The 15,753-nt window shown below is 68.4% G+C and carries 16 protein-coding genes; 8 read left to right on the top strand and 8 right to left on the bottom strand.

Translation table 11 applies throughout. From position 1 onward, the window contains the following. Window position 1: 1 nt before the first annotated feature. On the bottom strand, window positions 2–1,399 hold the full coding sequence (locus ACT3SZ_RS11000) for an amidase family protein (RefSeq protein ID WP_444618588.1): 1,398 nt from the start codon (window positions 1,397–1,399) through the stop codon (window positions 2–4). Between the two features lie 37 nt (window positions 1,400–1,436). Between ACT3SZ_RS11000 and pheA the strand changes: the two genes are divergently transcribed. Then, window positions 1,437–2,441 (top strand): prephenate dehydratase, encoded by a 1,005-nt coding sequence (gene pheA / locus ACT3SZ_RS10995; protein WP_444618587.1) that lies wholly within the window; start codon window positions 1,437–1,439, stop codon window positions 2,439–2,441. Beyond that, window positions 2,438–3,355 carry a histidine phosphatase family protein gene (locus ACT3SZ_RS10990; protein WP_444618586.1) on the top strand — a complete coding sequence of 306 codons (918 nt, stop codon included), beginning with the start codon at window positions 2,438–2,440 and terminating at the stop codon, window positions 3,353–3,355. Before pheA ends, ACT3SZ_RS10990 begins: the two co-directional genes overlap by 4 nt. Window positions 3,356–3,383: 28 nt before the next feature. Here ACT3SZ_RS10990 and ACT3SZ_RS10985 read toward each other — a convergent pair whose 3' ends face one another. Together ACT3SZ_RS10985 and ACT3SZ_RS10980 are read right to left on the bottom strand one after the other, a co-directional pair. Further along, window positions 3,384–3,731, bottom strand: a complete 348-nt coding sequence (locus ACT3SZ_RS10985; RefSeq protein WP_444618585.1) for a metallopeptidase family protein — start codon at window positions 3,729–3,731, stop codon at window positions 3,384–3,386. Next, window positions 3,728–4,771, bottom strand: a complete 1,044-nt coding sequence (locus ACT3SZ_RS10980; RefSeq protein WP_444618584.1) for a septum formation family protein — start codon at window positions 4,769–4,771, stop codon at window positions 3,728–3,730. Before ACT3SZ_RS10980 ends, ACT3SZ_RS10985 begins: the two co-directional genes overlap by 4 nt. A 70-nt stretch (window positions 4,772–4,841) precedes the next feature. On the opposite strand from ACT3SZ_RS10980, the gene serS reads away from it, so the two are divergent. Genes serS through ACT3SZ_RS10965 form a run of 3 tightly spaced genes read left to right on the top strand, consistent with a single transcriptional unit; the run spans window position 4,842 to window position 7,929 of the window. Beyond that, entirely contained in the window at window positions 4,842–6,116 is a 1,275-nt protein-coding gene (gene serS, locus ACT3SZ_RS10975; RefSeq protein ID WP_444618583.1) for a serine--tRNA ligase, read from the top strand. Between the two features lie 34 nt (window positions 6,117–6,150). Next, window positions 6,151–7,074 carry a lysophospholipid acyltransferase family protein gene (locus tag ACT3SZ_RS10970; RefSeq protein ID WP_444618582.1) on the top strand — a complete coding sequence of 308 codons (924 nt, stop codon included), beginning with the start codon at window positions 6,151–6,153 and terminating at the stop codon, window positions 7,072–7,074. Further along, window positions 7,075–7,929, top strand: coding sequence for an HAD family hydrolase (locus ACT3SZ_RS10965; protein WP_444618581.1), 855 nt, complete (start codon window positions 7,075–7,077; stop codon window positions 7,927–7,929). Between the two features lie 415 nt (window positions 7,930–8,344). On the opposite strand, the gene ACT3SZ_RS10960 is transcribed toward ACT3SZ_RS10965, so the two are convergent. Further along, window positions 8,345–9,352 (bottom strand): serine hydrolase domain-containing protein, encoded by a 1,008-nt coding sequence (locus ACT3SZ_RS10960; protein WP_444618580.1) that lies wholly within the window; start codon window positions 9,350–9,352, stop codon window positions 8,345–8,347. Next, window positions 9,349–9,819 (bottom strand): hypothetical protein, encoded by a 471-nt coding sequence (locus ACT3SZ_RS10955; protein WP_444618579.1) that lies wholly within the window; start codon window positions 9,817–9,819, stop codon window positions 9,349–9,351. The genes ACT3SZ_RS10960 and ACT3SZ_RS10955 overlap by 4 nt, the downstream gene beginning before the upstream one ends. Window positions 9,820–9,996: 177 nt before the next feature. Between ACT3SZ_RS10955 and ACT3SZ_RS10950 the strand changes: the two genes are divergently transcribed. Further along, entirely contained in the window at window positions 9,997–10,503 is a 507-nt protein-coding gene (locus tag ACT3SZ_RS10950; RefSeq protein ID WP_444618578.1) for a YbjN domain-containing protein, read from the top strand. Between the two features lie 24 nt (window positions 10,504–10,527). On the opposite strand, the gene ACT3SZ_RS10945 is transcribed toward ACT3SZ_RS10950, so the two are convergent. Further along, complete coding sequence (locus ACT3SZ_RS10945) at window positions 10,528–11,565, bottom strand: zinc-binding alcohol dehydrogenase family protein (RefSeq protein WP_444618577.1); 1,038 nt, start codon at window positions 11,563–11,565, stop codon at window positions 10,528–10,530. Window positions 11,566–11,635: 70 nt separating this feature from the next. Between ACT3SZ_RS10945 and glf the strand changes: the two genes are divergently transcribed. Then, window positions 11,636–12,811: a UDP-galactopyranose mutase gene (glf, locus tag ACT3SZ_RS10940; protein ID WP_444618576.1), complete on the top strand. Its 1,176-nt coding sequence runs from the start codon at window positions 11,636–11,638 to the stop codon at window positions 12,809–12,811. Window positions 12,812–12,956: 145 nt separating this feature from the next. Here glf and ACT3SZ_RS10935 read toward each other — a convergent pair whose 3' ends face one another. After that, window positions 12,957–13,409, bottom strand: a complete 453-nt coding sequence (locus ACT3SZ_RS10935; RefSeq protein ID WP_444618575.1) for a VOC family protein — start codon at window positions 13,407–13,409, stop codon at window positions 12,957–12,959. A 76-nt stretch (window positions 13,410–13,485) separates the two neighbouring features. Between ACT3SZ_RS10935 and ACT3SZ_RS10930 the strand changes: the two genes are divergently transcribed. After that, entirely contained in the window at window positions 13,486–15,186 is a 1,701-nt protein-coding gene (locus ACT3SZ_RS10930; protein WP_444618574.1) for a long-chain-fatty-acid--CoA ligase, read from the top strand. Window positions 15,187–15,335: 149 nt separating this feature from the next. Here the strand turns inward: ACT3SZ_RS10930 and ACT3SZ_RS10925 are convergent, their stop codons facing one another. Then, complete coding sequence (locus ACT3SZ_RS10925) at window positions 15,336–15,485, bottom strand: hypothetical protein (RefSeq protein ID WP_444618573.1); 150 nt, start codon at window positions 15,483–15,485, stop codon at window positions 15,336–15,338. Window positions 15,486–15,753: the final 268 nt, after the last annotated feature.

Genomic DNA, 15,753 nt, shown 5'->3' with positions numbered 1-15,753 from the left:
GTCACGGTGCGTCCTGGAGCAGGCGGGTGACGTCGCCGGGCCCGTCGAGGGTCAGCGCCTGCAGGACGCCAGAATCGGCAGGGTCGGCGTCCATCATGCGCCGGACGGCGTCCTGCAGGTGGGACGCCAGGCCGAGCAGGTCGGCGGCCGACGCGCGGTCGGCGACGGCGCCGAGGTGGACGGACACCGGCCAGCGTCCGGCGGCACTCTCCGGGGTGACCAGCGGGACGGACAACCCGGCCCAACCGGTGAGGTTCCACAGGGTCGCCCACGGCGTCCACGCGGTCTGCGCGAGGAAGTCGGTGGCGGGGTCACCGGCGGCGGAGTACCGGGAGAAGGCACCGACCGGCGGCGGGGCGCAGGCGAGCATCGGGGTCACCACGACGTCCACCGGCGCGTCCGCGCCCCTCGCGCCCCAGGCGTCCAGCACCTGTGCGGGCAGGTCAGCGATGGCGGCCGCGGCATCCGCAATCTGCTCGGGGCTCAGCGCCCGGCCCTGCTGCCGGAGCCAGCCGGGCATCACCGTCGACGGGTCCGGCAGGCTCCGGCACCGCGCGGCCATGATGCGCGAGTACACCTCGAAGTGCTCCACCGGGTACGGGGCGGGCACCGGACGCACCCCGGCGACGGCATCGCTGGTGACCAGCAGGGACGCCGCGGCCGCCGTCGCATTCGCCACGGCGGGGTCCACGGCAGTGTCCGTGTGGAAGGGCCGGTTGGTGTGCCCCAGGTGCAGCCGACGGCTCGGCGCGGAAGCACCGGTGCCAGCACTGCCAGCACCACCAGCACCGCCGTGCGTGATGCCCAGCGCGCGCCCGGTGAGCTCCAGGTCGCGGGCGATCACTCCCTGTGCTGCAGGGTTGGGGAGCATGCCGCCGCCGACCGTGTGCGCGGGTTTCAGCCCGGGCAGGCCCACCGCGGCGGCGGGTACGCGGATCGACCCGCCGCCGTCGTTGGCGTGGGCGACGTCCACGATGCCGCGCGCCACCGCCACGGCCGCCCCAGAGGACGAGCCGCCGGTGGTCATCCGCCGGTCGATCGGGTTCACCGGGCCGGGCCCGTGCGCCGGCTCGGTGTACACGGTGGCGCCGAACTCGGCGGTCACGCTCGCGCCGACGAGGCTGGCACCGTCCTGCAGTAGGCGGGCCACGGCGGTGTCGTGGGAGGCGGCGACGACGTCATTGCCGCACGATCCGAAGGAGGTGACCTCCCCGGCGACCAGGTTGAGGTCCTTGACCAGCACATCCACCCCTCGCAGGGGGCCGAACTCGGTGTCGTCGCTGTGGGGTCGATCGTAGATCCTGGCTACCCCGAGTTCCGCGGGGGACAGTCCGGTGCGAGCGCAGGCGCGGTCGAGTCGGGCCGTCACCGCCTCGGTGGTGCGCGGAGAGGGATTCATGTCGGACACACTACCGCCGTCCCGGTAGGTTGGTGGCATGAAGCAGACCGCCCCACCGGCCAGCACAGCGTCCTCCGCAACTTCCGCACCTTCCGCATCCTCCGCCACCACCCAGGTGGCCTACCTCGGGCCCCGCGGCACGTTCACCGAGCAGGCGGTCCTGAACCTCACGGATGCCGGGCACCTGCCGTCCGACGTCGTCCACCGCACGGTGAGTTCCCCGGCGGCGGCGCTGGACCTCGTGCGTTCCGGCGAGGTCGACCGCGCCGTGGTCGCCCTGGAGAGCAGCGTGGATGGCCCGGTGACCCAGACGTTCGACTCCCTGGCCTCGGGCGTGCCGGTGCAGATCCTGCGCGAGCACGATGTCCCGGTGGTCTTCTCGATCCTGGTGCGCCCCGGCACGCGCCTTCAGGACGTGCGCACGTTCACCACGCATCCCGTCGCCGAGGCGCAGGTGCGCCGCTGGCTCGGCGAGAACCTGCCGGACGCCTCCTTCGTCCCGGCGAGTTCCAATGGTGCGGCTGCCGCGGCGGTCGCCGCCGGGGAGGCGGACGCTGCGGCGGCACCGGCCCGGGCGGGCGAGATCCACGGCCTGGAGTCGCTGGCCGAGGGGGTGGCGGACGTCGCCGGGGCGCATACGCGTTTCGTGCTCGTCGGATTGCCGCAGCCGCCCACGCCCCGCACGGGGCACGACCGGACCGCCATCGTGCTGCAGGTGCCGAACGTCCCGGCGTCGTTGGTGATGGCGTTGATGGAGTTGGCGACGCGCCGGGTGGACATGTCGCGCATCGAGTCGCGGCCCACCCGGGAGAAGGCGGGCACGTACCACTTCCACGTGGAGATCGTGGGGCACCTGGAGGACGCCGCGGTGTCGGAGGCCCTGGCCGGCCTGCACCGCTTCTGCGAACGCATCCGGTTCCTGGGGTCCTGGCCGCAGGAGGGCTGGGTCGGTGGTGCCAACGGGCCGGACGGTTCGGTACCGCCGGACTACGCGGCATCGTGGGACTGGGTGCGGCAGCTGGCCGAGGGAGGTCCGGCATGAGCAGGCTCCTACTGATCCGGCACGGGCAGACGACCTCGAACATCAGCCACGCCTTGGACACCCGCTTGCCGGGTGCCGCGCTCACCGACTTGGGTTGGTCGCAGGCGCGCGCCGCCGGCGAGCGGCTCGGCGGCGAACAAAACACGCAGGACGCGCCGCTGGCGCTGGTGTCGTCGCAGGCGCTGCGTGCCCGGCAGACGGCGGCGGGGATCGTCGTGGGCGGTAGCGGTCTCGGTCTCCACTTGCAGTCGACGGCTCCGGGCAGTGACTTCTCCGATGCCCTGGCGGACCTCGCCGAACTCGAGGTGACCGACGGGGTCGACCAGGGTGAGGTGAAGGTCGGGGAGTTGGGCCCGGAAGAGTCTGCCACGGCCGGTGCGCCGGTCGCCTTGGGCGGGGGAGTGGCGGAGGCCGGTGCCGCGGAGCGGGAGGCGTCCGTGGCAGCGGGTGCAACAGGCGCAACGGACGCGCTACCTCTGGTGATGCCGGGAGCAGTGCCGGGTATCTCCGAGATCCCCGCCGGACGCTACGAGATGCGTGAGGACGCCGAGGCTCACTACGGCTACCACCGCACCTTCGCCGACTGGTTGGGCGGGGCGATGGACCTGTCGGTGCCGGGAGCCTCCACCGGGCGGGAAGTGGTGGGAAACTACCTCCGCACCTTGCTGCCGGTGCTGGCGACCACGCAGCGGGTTGGGGCGGACCTGGCGGTGGTGAGCCACGGGGCGGTGATCCGGTTGATCGCCGCCTACCTCGGGCGGGTCGACCCGGAGTTCGCGGTGCGCACCCTGCTGCCGAATACGATGCGGGTGGAACTGGAGGTCCCAGAGCTCGACGGACACGTCGACGCCGTCGAGGAGGGCTGGAAGGTCACCGACTGGGCCGGACACGGAGAACCACCGCGGGTGGGGTAGGGGACTCGGCCCTGCCTAGCGCGCCGCGTTACCCCCAGCCGAGTTCGTGCAGCCGGGCATCGTCGATGCCGAAATGGTGGCCGATCTCGTGGACCACGGTGACCGCCACCTCCTCCACCAGCTGCTCGTGGGTGGAGCAGAAGCTGCACAAGGCGTCCTTGTAGATGCTGATCTTGTCCGGCAGGAAGGTCGGCCATTCCACGGAGCGCTCCGTCAACGCCACCCCGTGGTAGAGCCCCAGGATCGACGGGTCTTCCTCATTGCGGTCCTCCACCACGATGGCCACATTGTCCAGTGAGTCCAGCAGCTGGCGCGGGATCATCCGCAAGCCACGGTCCACGAGGTCCTCGAACTCCTCGTCGGAGACGTCGATCACCGGTCGTCCCGCCGCGGGTTGCGCTCCGGCTGATCTGCCGGCGGATTGCCGTCGATGGTGAAGTCGCCGCGCACGTCGCCCTGCAGGTCGGCGAAGCCGCCGTCCTCACGCGCCTTCGTCAATGCACAGTTCACGGTGCGCGATCCGGCGCTCCACGACTCCTGCGGCAGCGTTGTCCAGAAGGGTGTCAGCGTGGACTGGTACAGGTTCTCGTCGTCCCCGCCGCCGAGGAACTCGATGGCCGCAGCGGTGCACACCGCGTCCAGGTGATCGTTCTGCTCCTCGATGGTCGGCCACGTGCCGTCGAAGGTCTCTCCGAGGTTCTCCACGGAGGTGACCTGCCACGAGTACGGCTCCTCGCACTCGGTCACGTTCACGGTGTCGCCCTGGGCGCGCATGCACGTCTCGGCCGGCTCGGCAGGCGACTGGTCGGTCTCCGCGGCGCGTCCTGTCGCTTCGGCGTACACGCCGTCCGATTGCGGCACGGCGACGCCGCACAGCATCGTGCGGTCGCCACCGTCCCACGCCGCCTCCGGCGGGAGGATCGGGACGATGGAATAGCGGCCCTGCGGGTCCAGACGCCCGTCCAGGTAGGAACGCGTGGGCCCCTCGCACAGCTCCGAGGTGAGCTGGCCCTGGCGCTCCAAATCGGGCTGCGGGGCGTCCGGCCCGAACTCGCTCGTCGGGTACGTCGAGAGATCCTCCCTGGTCGACACCTCGAAGCGGTGCGGGGAGGCGCAGTCGACGACGGCGAAGTCGGTGGCGATGTCGCCGTCCTGCGTCCAATTCACGCAGTCATTGGTGTTCGCGTCGGTGAACGTGACGAGCTCGGGGGCCTCTTCGGTCCGGTCCGCTCCGCGCTGCGCGACCACGGTCGCCCCCTCGGGGGCGAAGAACTCGTACGCGCCCGCCCCGACGCCACCGGCGAGGGCCGCCGTGAGCAGCACGGTCAGCGTCCTACGACGCGCGCGGTGCGGCGCGGATTCGGCACCTGCGTCGGTAGGACGATCGGGGCTGGCGGACGGATTGCTGGGCGGCATGACACGCATTCTCTCATGAGTACCGGACTTCACAGACACTGCTGAATCCACTGTAGCTAAACTACTGGGCATGATTGATCTCAAGTTCCTGCGGGAGAACCCCGACGTCGTCCGTGAATCCCAGCGCACCCGTGGCGAGGACCCGGCGCTCGTCGACCGGCTCCTCGAGGCCGATCAGCGCCGCCGCGAAGCAATCTCCGCCGCTGACCAGGCGCGCGCCGAGCAGAAGGCCTTCTCCAAGACCATGGGCAAGGCCATGAAAGACGCCTCCGACGAGGAGCGCGACGCCCTGCGCGCCGAGGGCAAGATCCGCTCCGCAGCGGTGAAGGAGCTCGAGGACGCCCAGTCGGCCGCCGAGGCAGACGTCCAGGATCTGCAGATGAAACTGTCCAACGTCGTCACCGGTGCCCCCGCAGGAGGGGAGGACGACTTCGTGGTGCTCGAGCACGTGGGCCAGCCCCGCGAGTTCGACTTCGAGCCGAAGGACCACCTGGAACTCGGCGAGTCGCTGGGCCTGATCGACATGGAGCGCGGCGCGAAGGTCTCCGGCGCGCGCTTCTACTTCCTCACCGGCGACGGCGCACTGCTGCAGCTCGGCATGCTCAGCCTCGCCGCACAGAAGGCCCGCGACCACGGCTTCCAGCTGATGATCCCGCCGGTGCTGGTGCGCCCGGAGATCATGGCCGGCACCGGTTTCCTCGGCGCCCACGCCGACGAGATCTACCGCCTGGAAGCCGATGACATGTTCCTCGTCGGCACCTCCGAGGTGGCCCTGGCCGGCTACCACAAGGACGAGATCATCGACCTGTCGGACGGTCCGGCGCGCTACGCCGGCTGGTCGTCCTGCTTCCGCCGCGAGGCCGGCTCCTACGGCAAGGACACCCGCGGCATCCTGCGCGTGCACCAGTTCGACAAGGTCGAGATGTTCGTCTACTGCCGTCCGGAGGACGCCGAGGCGCAGCACCAGGAGCTCCTGGCGATGGAGAAGGACATGCTCGCCGCGGTGCAGGTGCCCTACCGGGTGATCGACGTCGCCGGCGGCGACCTCGGCTCCTCGGCCTCGCGCAAGTTCGACACGGAGGCGTGGGTCCCCACCCAGGAGACCTACCGCGAGCTCACGTCCACCTCCAACTGCACCACTTTCCAGGCGCGGCGGCTCAAGACCCGCTACCGTGATGAGGACGGTAAGGCGCAGATCGCCGCCACGCTCAACGGCACCCTGGCCACCACCCGGTGGCTCGTCGCCATCCTGGAGAACAACCAGCAGGCCGACGGTTCCGTGGTGGTCCCCGAGGCACTGCGCCCGTTCGTGGGCAAGGACGTCCTGACCCCGAAAAACGCCTGACGCGACCAACGCTTATAAGGAGCAGTAACACGGCATGTGGATTCCCAGAGGCTTCGAGATCCCGACTGGTGTGCCGGACGCACCCGCCCATCCGGAGTCGAAGGAGCTGTTCTACGGACGGATCATCATCCCCTTCGCGAAGTTCTGGATGCGTCATGTCCAGAACCTGAAGGTGGAGATCTACCACCCGGAGCGCATCCCCACCGACGGTGGCGCGATCCTCGCGGTGAACCACACCGGGTACTGGGACTTCGTGTTCGGCGGCATCCCGTCCGCCGTCAACGGTGGGCGTCTGGTGCGCTTCATGGCGAAGAAGGAGATCTGGGACAACGCCGTCGCCGGGCCGGCGATGTCCGGCTGCCACCACATTCCGGTCGACCGGGAGGACGGTGGGGCGTCGGTGCGTGAGGCCACGCGCCGCGCCGCCGACGGCGAGCTCATCGGCATCTTCCCGGAGGCCACGATCTCGCGCTCCTTCGAGATCAAGGAGTTCAAGGACGGTGCCGCGCGTATCGCGCAGGACGCCGGGGTGCCGCTGATCCCGGTGGTGCTGTGGGGTTCCCAGCGCATCTGGACGAAGGGCCGCAAGCCGATCTGGCGTCCGAAGGACGCTTCCCTGATCATCTCCGTCGGCGAGCCGATCGACCTCGACGGGACGTCGCGCGAGGCCACCGACCGGCTGCACGACTCGATGGTGTCGATCCTCGACACCTCCCGCGCCCGCTACGCCGAGGCCTTCGGCCCCTTCCCCGAGGGGGAGGACTGGATGCCCGCCTCGCTCGGCGGCTCCGCCCCCTCCCTGGAGGAGGCGACCACCAAGGACAGGGAGGACGCGGCGAAGCGCCGCCAGGAGCGGATCCAGCGGGACGCGGAGAAGGCCGCCGGCATCACGCCGGAGGGTGCGTCCGGCGGGAAGAAGTCCCTGCTCTCGCGGCTGCGCGCCAAGCTGGGACGCTAGGTGGCTCCCACCCCGACGCTGGTCGTCAGCGACCTGGACGGCACGCTCGTCACCTCTGCCGAGCGTGTCTCGCCGCGCGCCTGCGCGGTCATCAACCGTCTCGTCGCCGCCGGGGTGACGTTCATCCCCGCCTCGGGGCGTCCGGCGCGGTGGATGCTGCCGGTCATCGAGCAGCTGGGGCTGCGCCCGATGTGCGTCTGCGCCAACGGGGCGGTGGTGTGGGACTCCGCCGCCGACCGCATCGTCTACGCCGCGGAACTGCCGCCGGACGTCCTGGGGCAGGTGACCACCGAGATCATGGCGGCCACCGGCCCGGCGCTCGCCGAACGCGGCATGGAACCGGTGACCTTCGCCGTGGAACGTGCCGGACGCAGCGCTTTCGACCGTGCCTCGGAACTCTTCGCGGTGCAGCCGGAGTACCCGCACGCCTGGGAGACCGAGGAGCACGCGGTGGAGCCGTTGGCGTCGCTGTGCGCCAAGCCGGCGGTGAAGCTGCTGGTCCGGCACGAGGGGATGGACAGTGCGGATCTCTTCGACCTGGTCAACCCGGTCGTGGACCCGCAGGTGGCGCACGTGACCTGGTCCTTCAGCGGCGGGCTGCTGGAGATCAACGTGCCTGGGGTCTCGAAACTCTCCGGTGTGGCACATGCGCTCGGTGGTGGGGACGTCCCGGCTCTGGACCCGGCCGAGGTCGTCGCCTTCGGAGACATGCCGAACGACGTGGCGATGCTGCGCTGGGCCGGTGTGGGCGTCGCCATGGGCAACGCGGTCGACGAGGTGGCCGCGATCGCCGACGTTCGTACGTCCTCCAACGATGACGACGGGGTCGCCGAAGTTCTGGAGCAGTGGTTCTGAGGAGCTGATCAGGCTCGGCGATACCCGGTGGAGTGGTGTCCTTGGCCTCCGACCATCGTCGCGACCTTGGCCTCCATGAGGCGGGAGAGGGCGGGCACGCCTCGCGTTGCTTCCTTCACTTTTACAAGTGTGAAGTTGTCTCCGAATCGTCGATTCTGTCATCGGTCCAGGTCATGCGCTGAGTGTGGACGGATTGCAAGTTAAAAGTCTAACTTTCACAAGTCTTCCCCACACTTGTAGTTACTGTCGCAGTCGCATATGTCCGGTGAGGGGAGGCCAACGCCGCGGGCAAGCCGCACACCTGCCCGGTGCTGTCGCCACCTGCCAACGACGGTTTCCGTCTGATATTGCGGGCGAAGTAGCGACTTCGACCCGGACGGTGGACAGAAACCGTCGTTGTGCGTCCGGGCCGCTCTCACTCTCGCAGTAGGGCCAGGGCGACCGGAACCGGGTCGGCCTGCATGGTGCCGTCGATGACGGACACCGCGGCCCCTCGGCCCGATCCCCGATCAAGGACGACGACGGAGGCGAATCCTCCGGCAGCACCGTTGTGCCAGACCAGGGTGGGAGTGTCTCCCACCGGATCCTGGATAAACCACCCGGCACCGATGCTGTTGCCCGGCCCGATGAAGCTTCCGGGATCCACCCGCCGCAGCGGTCGGAATGCCTCCTCCCACCCAGCCTGCGGGTGGTTGAGAAGTGCGTCGAGCACCACCACCATGTCCTCGGCAGAGGCACGGATGCCGCCGGCGGGCGCATATCCGGTCCCCGTCCACGGCTGCTGACGCCGGTTGAAGACGTTCAGCCCCACCGCATCCGACGGACCGTTGCCGTGCCCCGCCGCCGGAACATGCAGAGTGCGGGTGCCCAGAGGGGCGGCGAGGCGTTGCTGCACCAGCTTCGGATAGGGCATGCCGGCGGCCGCAGCGAGAGCGTGACCCAACGCCGACCCGCCGAGGTTTGAGTACTGGAACTGGCCTGGCGTCGTCCGACACCGCCGAAGCTGCGCGATCAGGTGGTCGGTTCCCTCCGGTTGCGGATCACGGCCCGCGATCAGCCGCCCCTGCATCCGCAGAATGCTGCGCCATCCGCCGCCGGTCGCAGGCAAGCCAGAGGTGTGGGTGAGTAACGACTCCAAGGTCACCTCGCCTGCCGCCGATCCCTGCAGGGGCAGGAACCTCCCGAGCGCATCTCCGGGGTGTACCAGCCCTTCAGCCACCATGCCGGAGTAGATCAGGCCGTTGAGCGCCTTGCCGACCGAGCCGAGGAGGAAGGTGTGGTCGGTGGGGACTCCGATGCCGCAGACAGCCGTTCCCCCGGGATGACCGGGTCCCACCACGGCGACCGAGGCACCGTGGATCTCGGGATCGTGGGGGAGGTGGTGCAGGAAACTCGTCGCGAGATCATGATCGCCGTAGATCATCGGCGGGCCCCGACGATGCAGGCGAGAAGCGGGACAACGCGCGCCGTCGGCACCTCATAGGAGCCCCGGCCCGCTTGCCTCGCCCAGCCGGTCGCGAGGAGCTGGCGCAGGTGGTGGTGAAGTTGTCCGGACGTCCCGAGGTGCTCCATCCCGGCGAGCTCGGCGGTACGGTGCGTCCCAGCGAGGATGTTGCGGAGGAGTTCAAGCCGGACGGGGTGGCTCAGGGCGGCGAGCGATGCGGCATGCTCCGACCAGTCGCTATCCAGCAAGGTCGCGGCGTCCTGGTGCTCCTCCCAGTGCACCGGCCCGTCGGCGAGGGTGAGCGCGCCGGTGATGCTGACCGTTTCGTCTCCTGGCGTCACGGGGGCGGAGGTCTCGTCTTTCCGGTCTTCCAGGGCTTCCAGGGCTGCAACCCGGGCGGCGAGGCGTTCGACCGCGTCCGTGAGTGCCGTCAGGTTCATTTCCATAACGACGATACTACGTACCATCGTTATTTCATTCTAGGACGACGGTTTCTGTCTGGATTCGCGGGCGAAGTCGCCACTTCGCCCCGGGCGCCGGACAGAAACCGTTGTTGTGTGGCTTTCGAACACCGCTTTCGAACACGGGGATCCGGTGTCCGGGGCCCGTGTTAGAACTACGGCATGAGCCACGTCAACGACACCACCGACTCCGCTGACATCACCGCCCGGTCCCGTACGAACTTCCCGGACGTCGTCCTGCGGCAGATCTCACGCCACCGCGTCATGGACGCCCTCGAACGACTCGAGTTCGGCTACTCGGTGGACAACTCCGCGGAGATCAGCAGCAAGTGGGACCACGGCCGCTTCTACTTCAATCTCGCCGGTAGTGCGGACGACATCCTCTCGGTCAGCGGGTACTGGAGCGACTACCTTCCCCCGGAATATCGCGCTGACCTGCTGGAGTTCTGCAATGACTGGAATTCCGGGCACTACATGCCGAGCGCCGCGGTGACCGAGGACGAGGACGGGGACATCTACGTGGCCGTCGAGCATGCGGTGCACTACCGCTTCGGGGCCGCCGACGACCAGATCAGCCAGCACATCCTGTCGGCGATCTCCGGCGGGTGCATCCTGTTCGCGTCCCTGGCCGAGCGGTTCGGGGACGGTGTGGAGGACATCGACTACTAGGGGACGGCCCGGGTGACGGCCAGCCTAGATCCGCACCACGATCTTGCCGGTGACGTGACCGCGCTCGATCTCGCTGTGTGCCTCGGCCAGCGTCGCGGCGTTCATGCCGATCATCGTCTCGCCGACGGTGGGGATCAGCTTGCCGTCGTCGACCATGCCGGAGATACGGTCCAGGATCACACCCTGCTCATCGACGTCCTCGGTGTCGAAGACGGAGCGGGTGAACATCGACTCCCAGTGGATGGAGATCGACTTCTTCTTGAACGGCGCGATCTGGAAGTCCTCCGGATCGTCGATCAGGCACAGCCGCGCCTGCGGCGTCATGATCTCGGCCAGCTCCTCGGCATGGCCAGAGGAGTTCGAGGTGAAGACCAGGTCGATGCCATCCGGCTCCAGGTCCAGTACCTGGGAGGCAAGGTTGCGACGGTGGTCGACGACCTCGTGCGCCCCCATCTCCACGACCCAGTCACGCGACTCCTCGCGCGAGGCGGTGGCGATCACGGTCAACCCGGTCAGTGCCCGGGCCAGCTGGATCATCACGCTGGGTACTCCGCCGGCACCGCCGAGTACCAGCAGCGAACCGTTGGAGTCGATGGACGCGCCGAGCCGCTCGAACAGTGCCTCCCACGCGGTCAACGCGGTCAACGGCAGCGACGCCGCCTCCGTCGCCGAACACGTGGTGGGACGGTGGCCCACGATGCGCTCGTCCACGGCGTGGATGCGGGCATTCGTGCCCGCCCGCAGCTGGCTGCCGGCGTAAAACACCCGGTCACCCACCTCGAAGCGGGAGACCTCGGCGCCGACCTCGCGCACGACGCCCGCAGCGTCGTACCCAAGTACCGGCTGTTCGCCGCGCGCCAGCGCGTCCCCCGCCCGACGTCGCATCTTCGTATCGATCGGATTCACCGACACGGCCTGGACCTCGACGAGGAGGTCGCGCGGGCCGACCTCGGGCAGCGGGACGGTGACGTCGGTGAGGCAGCGGGGGTCGTCCACAGGAAACTCACCGGTGACCGCGACGGCCGACATGGTGGTGGGCAGCTCGATTGCACGGGAACTCATGGGGCCCCATAGTAGGGCCACCGGCATGGCACCGCACCCGGGCAGGCCAGGGGCTGTAACGTTACCGTCCATGAGTGACAACAGTGACCAGAGCGCCTACGACCTGATCGTCGTCGGCAGCGGATTTTTCGGACTCACCGTCGCCGAGCGCGCCGCCAGCCAGCTGGGCAAGAAAGTGCTCGTGCTCGAGCGTCGCAGCCACATCGGCGGCAACGCCTACTCCGAGGCTGAGCCGGACACCGGCATCGAGATCCACAAGTACGGTGCCCACCTGTTCCACACCTCGAACAAGAAGGTCTGGGACTACGTCAACGAATTCACCGAATTCACCGACTACCAGCACCGCGTGTTCGCCATGCACGACGGCACCGCCTACCAATTCCCCATGGGCCTCGGCCTGATCAACCAGTTCTTCGGCAAGTACTACAGCCCCGACGAAGCCCGCGACCTCATCAAGGACCAGACCGACGGGCTCAACCCGGAGGACGCCGCCAACCTCGAGGAGAAGGGCATCTCCCTGATCGGGCGCCCCCTCTACGAGGCCTTCGTCCGCGACTACACCGCCAAGCAGTGGCAGACCGACCCCAAGGACCTGCCCGCCGCGAACATCTCCCGCCTGCCGGTGCGCTACACCTTCAACAACCGGTACTTCAACGACACCTACGAGGGCCTGCCGGTCGAGGGCTACACCGCCTGGCTGGAAAACATGGCGAAGAACGCCAACATTGAGGTGCGCCTCGACACCGACTGGTTCGACGTCCGCGACGAGCTGCGCGCCGCCAACCCGGACGCACCGGTGGTCTACACCGGCCCGCTGGACCTCTACTTCAACTACTCCGAGGGCCACCTCGGCTGGCGCACTCTCGACTTCGAGACCGAGGTGCTCGACACCGGCGACTTCCAGGGCACCCCGGTGATGAACTACAACGATGCGGACGTGCCCTTCACCCGCATCCACGAGTTCCGTCACTTCCACCCGGAGCGCAAGAACTACCCGGCCGACAAGACCGTGATCATGAAGGAGTTCAGCCGTTTCGCCGAGGGCGACGATGAGCCGTACTACCCGATCAACACGCCTGAGGACCGCGAGAAGCTGCTGCGCTACCGGGAGCTCGCCGACACTGAGACCTCCGACAACAACGTCTTCTTCGGCGGGCGCCTGGGCACCTACCAGTACCTGGACATGCACATGGCGATCGGCGCGGCGCTGAGCATGTTCGACAACAAGGTCTCCCCGCTGCTGTAGGGGGTTGGGGCTGGCTCGCTGGCGCGGCCGCCTCACCTGCGACTTTGCGCGCCAACATCAAAATAGTCGCCCTCCCAGGTAGCCATTCGGGCCGAATTGCTACCTGGGAGGGTGATTGCTCTGTTGCTCAGTGCCGCGGGACGGCTCAGCTGGGCGCGTCCCCGGCGGCACCTTCTGCACCGTTCGAGGCGATATTCACCATCCAGGACACGCCGAACTTGTCGCGGACCTGGCCGAACCAGTCGCCCCACATCTGCTTCTCCAACGGCAGGAACACCGAGCCGCCCTCGGACAGGGCAGCGAACCAGCCGGCGACCTTGTCGTACTCGTCGGCGTCGCTGCCCACGCACAGGTCGATCGGGGGCGCTTCGAAGTCGCGGGGGTCGGCGTCGGCGGTGTCGCAGGCCATGAAGGTCCAGCCGTCGGAGGTCTCCAGGTGACCGTGCATGACCAGGTTCTCGCGCTCGGGGGTGTCGGCGGCACCGGCCTGCCCGAAGGTCAGGACGTCCGCCTTCCCGCCGAAGACCTCGGCGTAGAAGGCGAGTGCGTCCGCGGCGGTGTCGCGGAATTTTAGGTAGGGGTTGAGCCAGGTGGACATGGTGGCCTCTCAGTGGTGTGATCCACGCCGTGAGCATGGAGGAGTGACCTATATTACAGGCGTAACCTTGTTCACCATGACCGACAAAACCTGGCAGCAGTACTACCCGGAGTGGACCAGCCCCGAGCTGGACTACGATGCCCCCGGCGAGGACACCCTCGCCGCCGTCTTCGACCGCGCGGTGAGGACGTGGCCGGAGCGTCCTGCCATGACGTTCTTCGGCAACTCGCTCACCTACGCCGAGTACGGACGCGAGGTCCGCAAGGCCGCGGCGATGCTGCACAACCGCGGCGTGCGCAAGGGCGACCGGGTGGCGATCGCCCTGCCGAACTGCCCGCAGGCGCTGATCAGCTTCTACGCGGTGCTCTCCCTGGGCGCCACGGCCACGCTGCACAATCCGCTGTACACCGCCCGCGAACTCACCGTCGCCTTCAAGGACCACGGTGCGAAGGTCGGCATCTTCTGGGACAAGGCCGTGGACGTCGCCCGCGAACTGCGCACCGTCGCCCCGCTCGAGCAGATCATCCCGGTCACCATCACCCGGGCGATGCCGGTCTACCTGCGTGCTGCGTTGAAGCTGCCCGTCGGACCGGTCAAGGCGATGCGCGAGAAGCTGCAGGGCAGCACCGACGGGCTCACCGAGTGGACGGACCTCGTGGCGGACGCCTCGGAGTCCGAGGGCCGCGCGCTGATCGAGACGGCGGAGGTCGCAGCGTCCGACCCCGCGATCGTGCTGTATACGTCCGGCACCACCGGCAAGCCGAAGGGTGCGGAGCTCACCCACGCCAACCTGTGCGCGAACATCATCCAGGGCGTGGCCTGGGTGCCGGGGCTGGGCAAGGGGGAGGAGCCCGAGCGCATGCTCGGTGCGCTGCCGTTCTTCCACGCCTACGGGCTGACGATGAACATCACTCTCGGGCCGCTGATCGGCGGCACGGTGCTGCTGCTGCCCGCGCCGGAGAAGCCGCTGCTGGCGTCGGCGATGAAGAAGCAGAAGCCCACCTGGATCCCCGGTGTGCCGACGCTCTACCAGACGATCATGAACATCGCCGAGCAGCAGAAGATCGACATCTCCGGGGTGAAGGCCAGCTTCTCCGGGGCGTCCGGCCTGCCTGTTGAACTGGTGAAGCGCTGGGAGAACATGACCGGCGGACTGCTGGTCGAGGGCTACGGCCTCACCGAGACCTCGCCCATCGTGATCGGCAACCCGATGAGCACCGACCGTCGCCCCGGCTACGTCGGCATCCCCTTCCCGGACACCGACGTGCGTGTCGTGGATCAGGACGACCCCACCCGCGAGCTGCCCGACGGCGAGGCCGGCGAGCTCGTGGTGAAGGGGCCGCAGGTTTTCGGCGGCTACCTCAACCGCGAGGACGCCAACGAGAAGGCCTTCGTCGACGGCTGGTTCCGGACCGGTGACATGGCGGTCAAGGAGACCGACGGCTTCGTGAAGATCGTCTCGCGCATCAAGGAGATGATCGTCACCGGCGGGTTCAACGTATACCCGGCGGAGGTGGAGGAGGTGCTCGCCGAGCACCCGTCCATCGCGCAGGCCAGCGTGGTCGGCCTCCCGCGTGAGGACGGCTCGGAGACCGTCGCCGCCGGCGTGGTCCTCGCCGACGGCGCCCGGCTCGATGAGGAGGTCCTCAAGGATCACTGCCGTGAGGGGCTGGCACGCTACAAGGTGCCGCGCGTGTTCCAGGTGTTCAAGGAGTTGCCGGCCGACCAGCTCGGCAAGGTGCGCCGCGTGGAGGTCCGCGAGCAGATGACGGACTAGGCGGTGTTATTTCCGTCGGTCCGTTGTAGGCTGGTGTCTATCAGGGTGATCCCACGTCGCGCGCGGGAGCTGCTCTGATCATAAAAACAGCCCCCGGAGGTCCTATGCTCCGGAGGCTGCCGAGCACCAACGTGCTCTGGTGTGCCCGGCTAGTTGAACCAGCCGAGTACATCGGTCACGATCTCAGCGAGGTCGCGGACCACCGGAGTCCCCAGCACGAGGACGGTGGCCGCGACTTTTGCTATGCCGTGACCGGGCTTTTCGCCGTGGTCGTCGTCGCTGTCGCGAGCGTGCACCATTGCAATCACCTCCCCTCTACTACTCGGGTCGGTCCACACGTGTGAGAGCGCTCGGACGACCAGCTCTGCAAGGCGCGCCGTGTGGAGGTCCGGGGAGGAGATGATGGACTAGGCGGTGTTTTTTCCGTCGGTCCGTTGTAGGCTGGTGTCTATCAGGGTGATCCCACGTCGCGCGCGGGAGCTGCTCTGATCATAAAAAACAGCCCCCGGAGGTCCTATGCTCCGGAGGCTGCCGAGCACCAACGTGCTCTGGTGTGTTCAGCTAGGT

This window comes from Corynebacterium sp. AOP40-9SA-29 (assembly GCF_052377405.1).
In the GTDB taxonomy this organism is placed as follows: domain Bacteria; phylum Actinomycetota; class Actinomycetes; order Mycobacteriales; family Mycobacteriaceae; genus Corynebacterium.
Note: the sequence above shows the minus strand (reverse complement) of the source record. Positions and strands in the feature narration are given on the sequence as shown.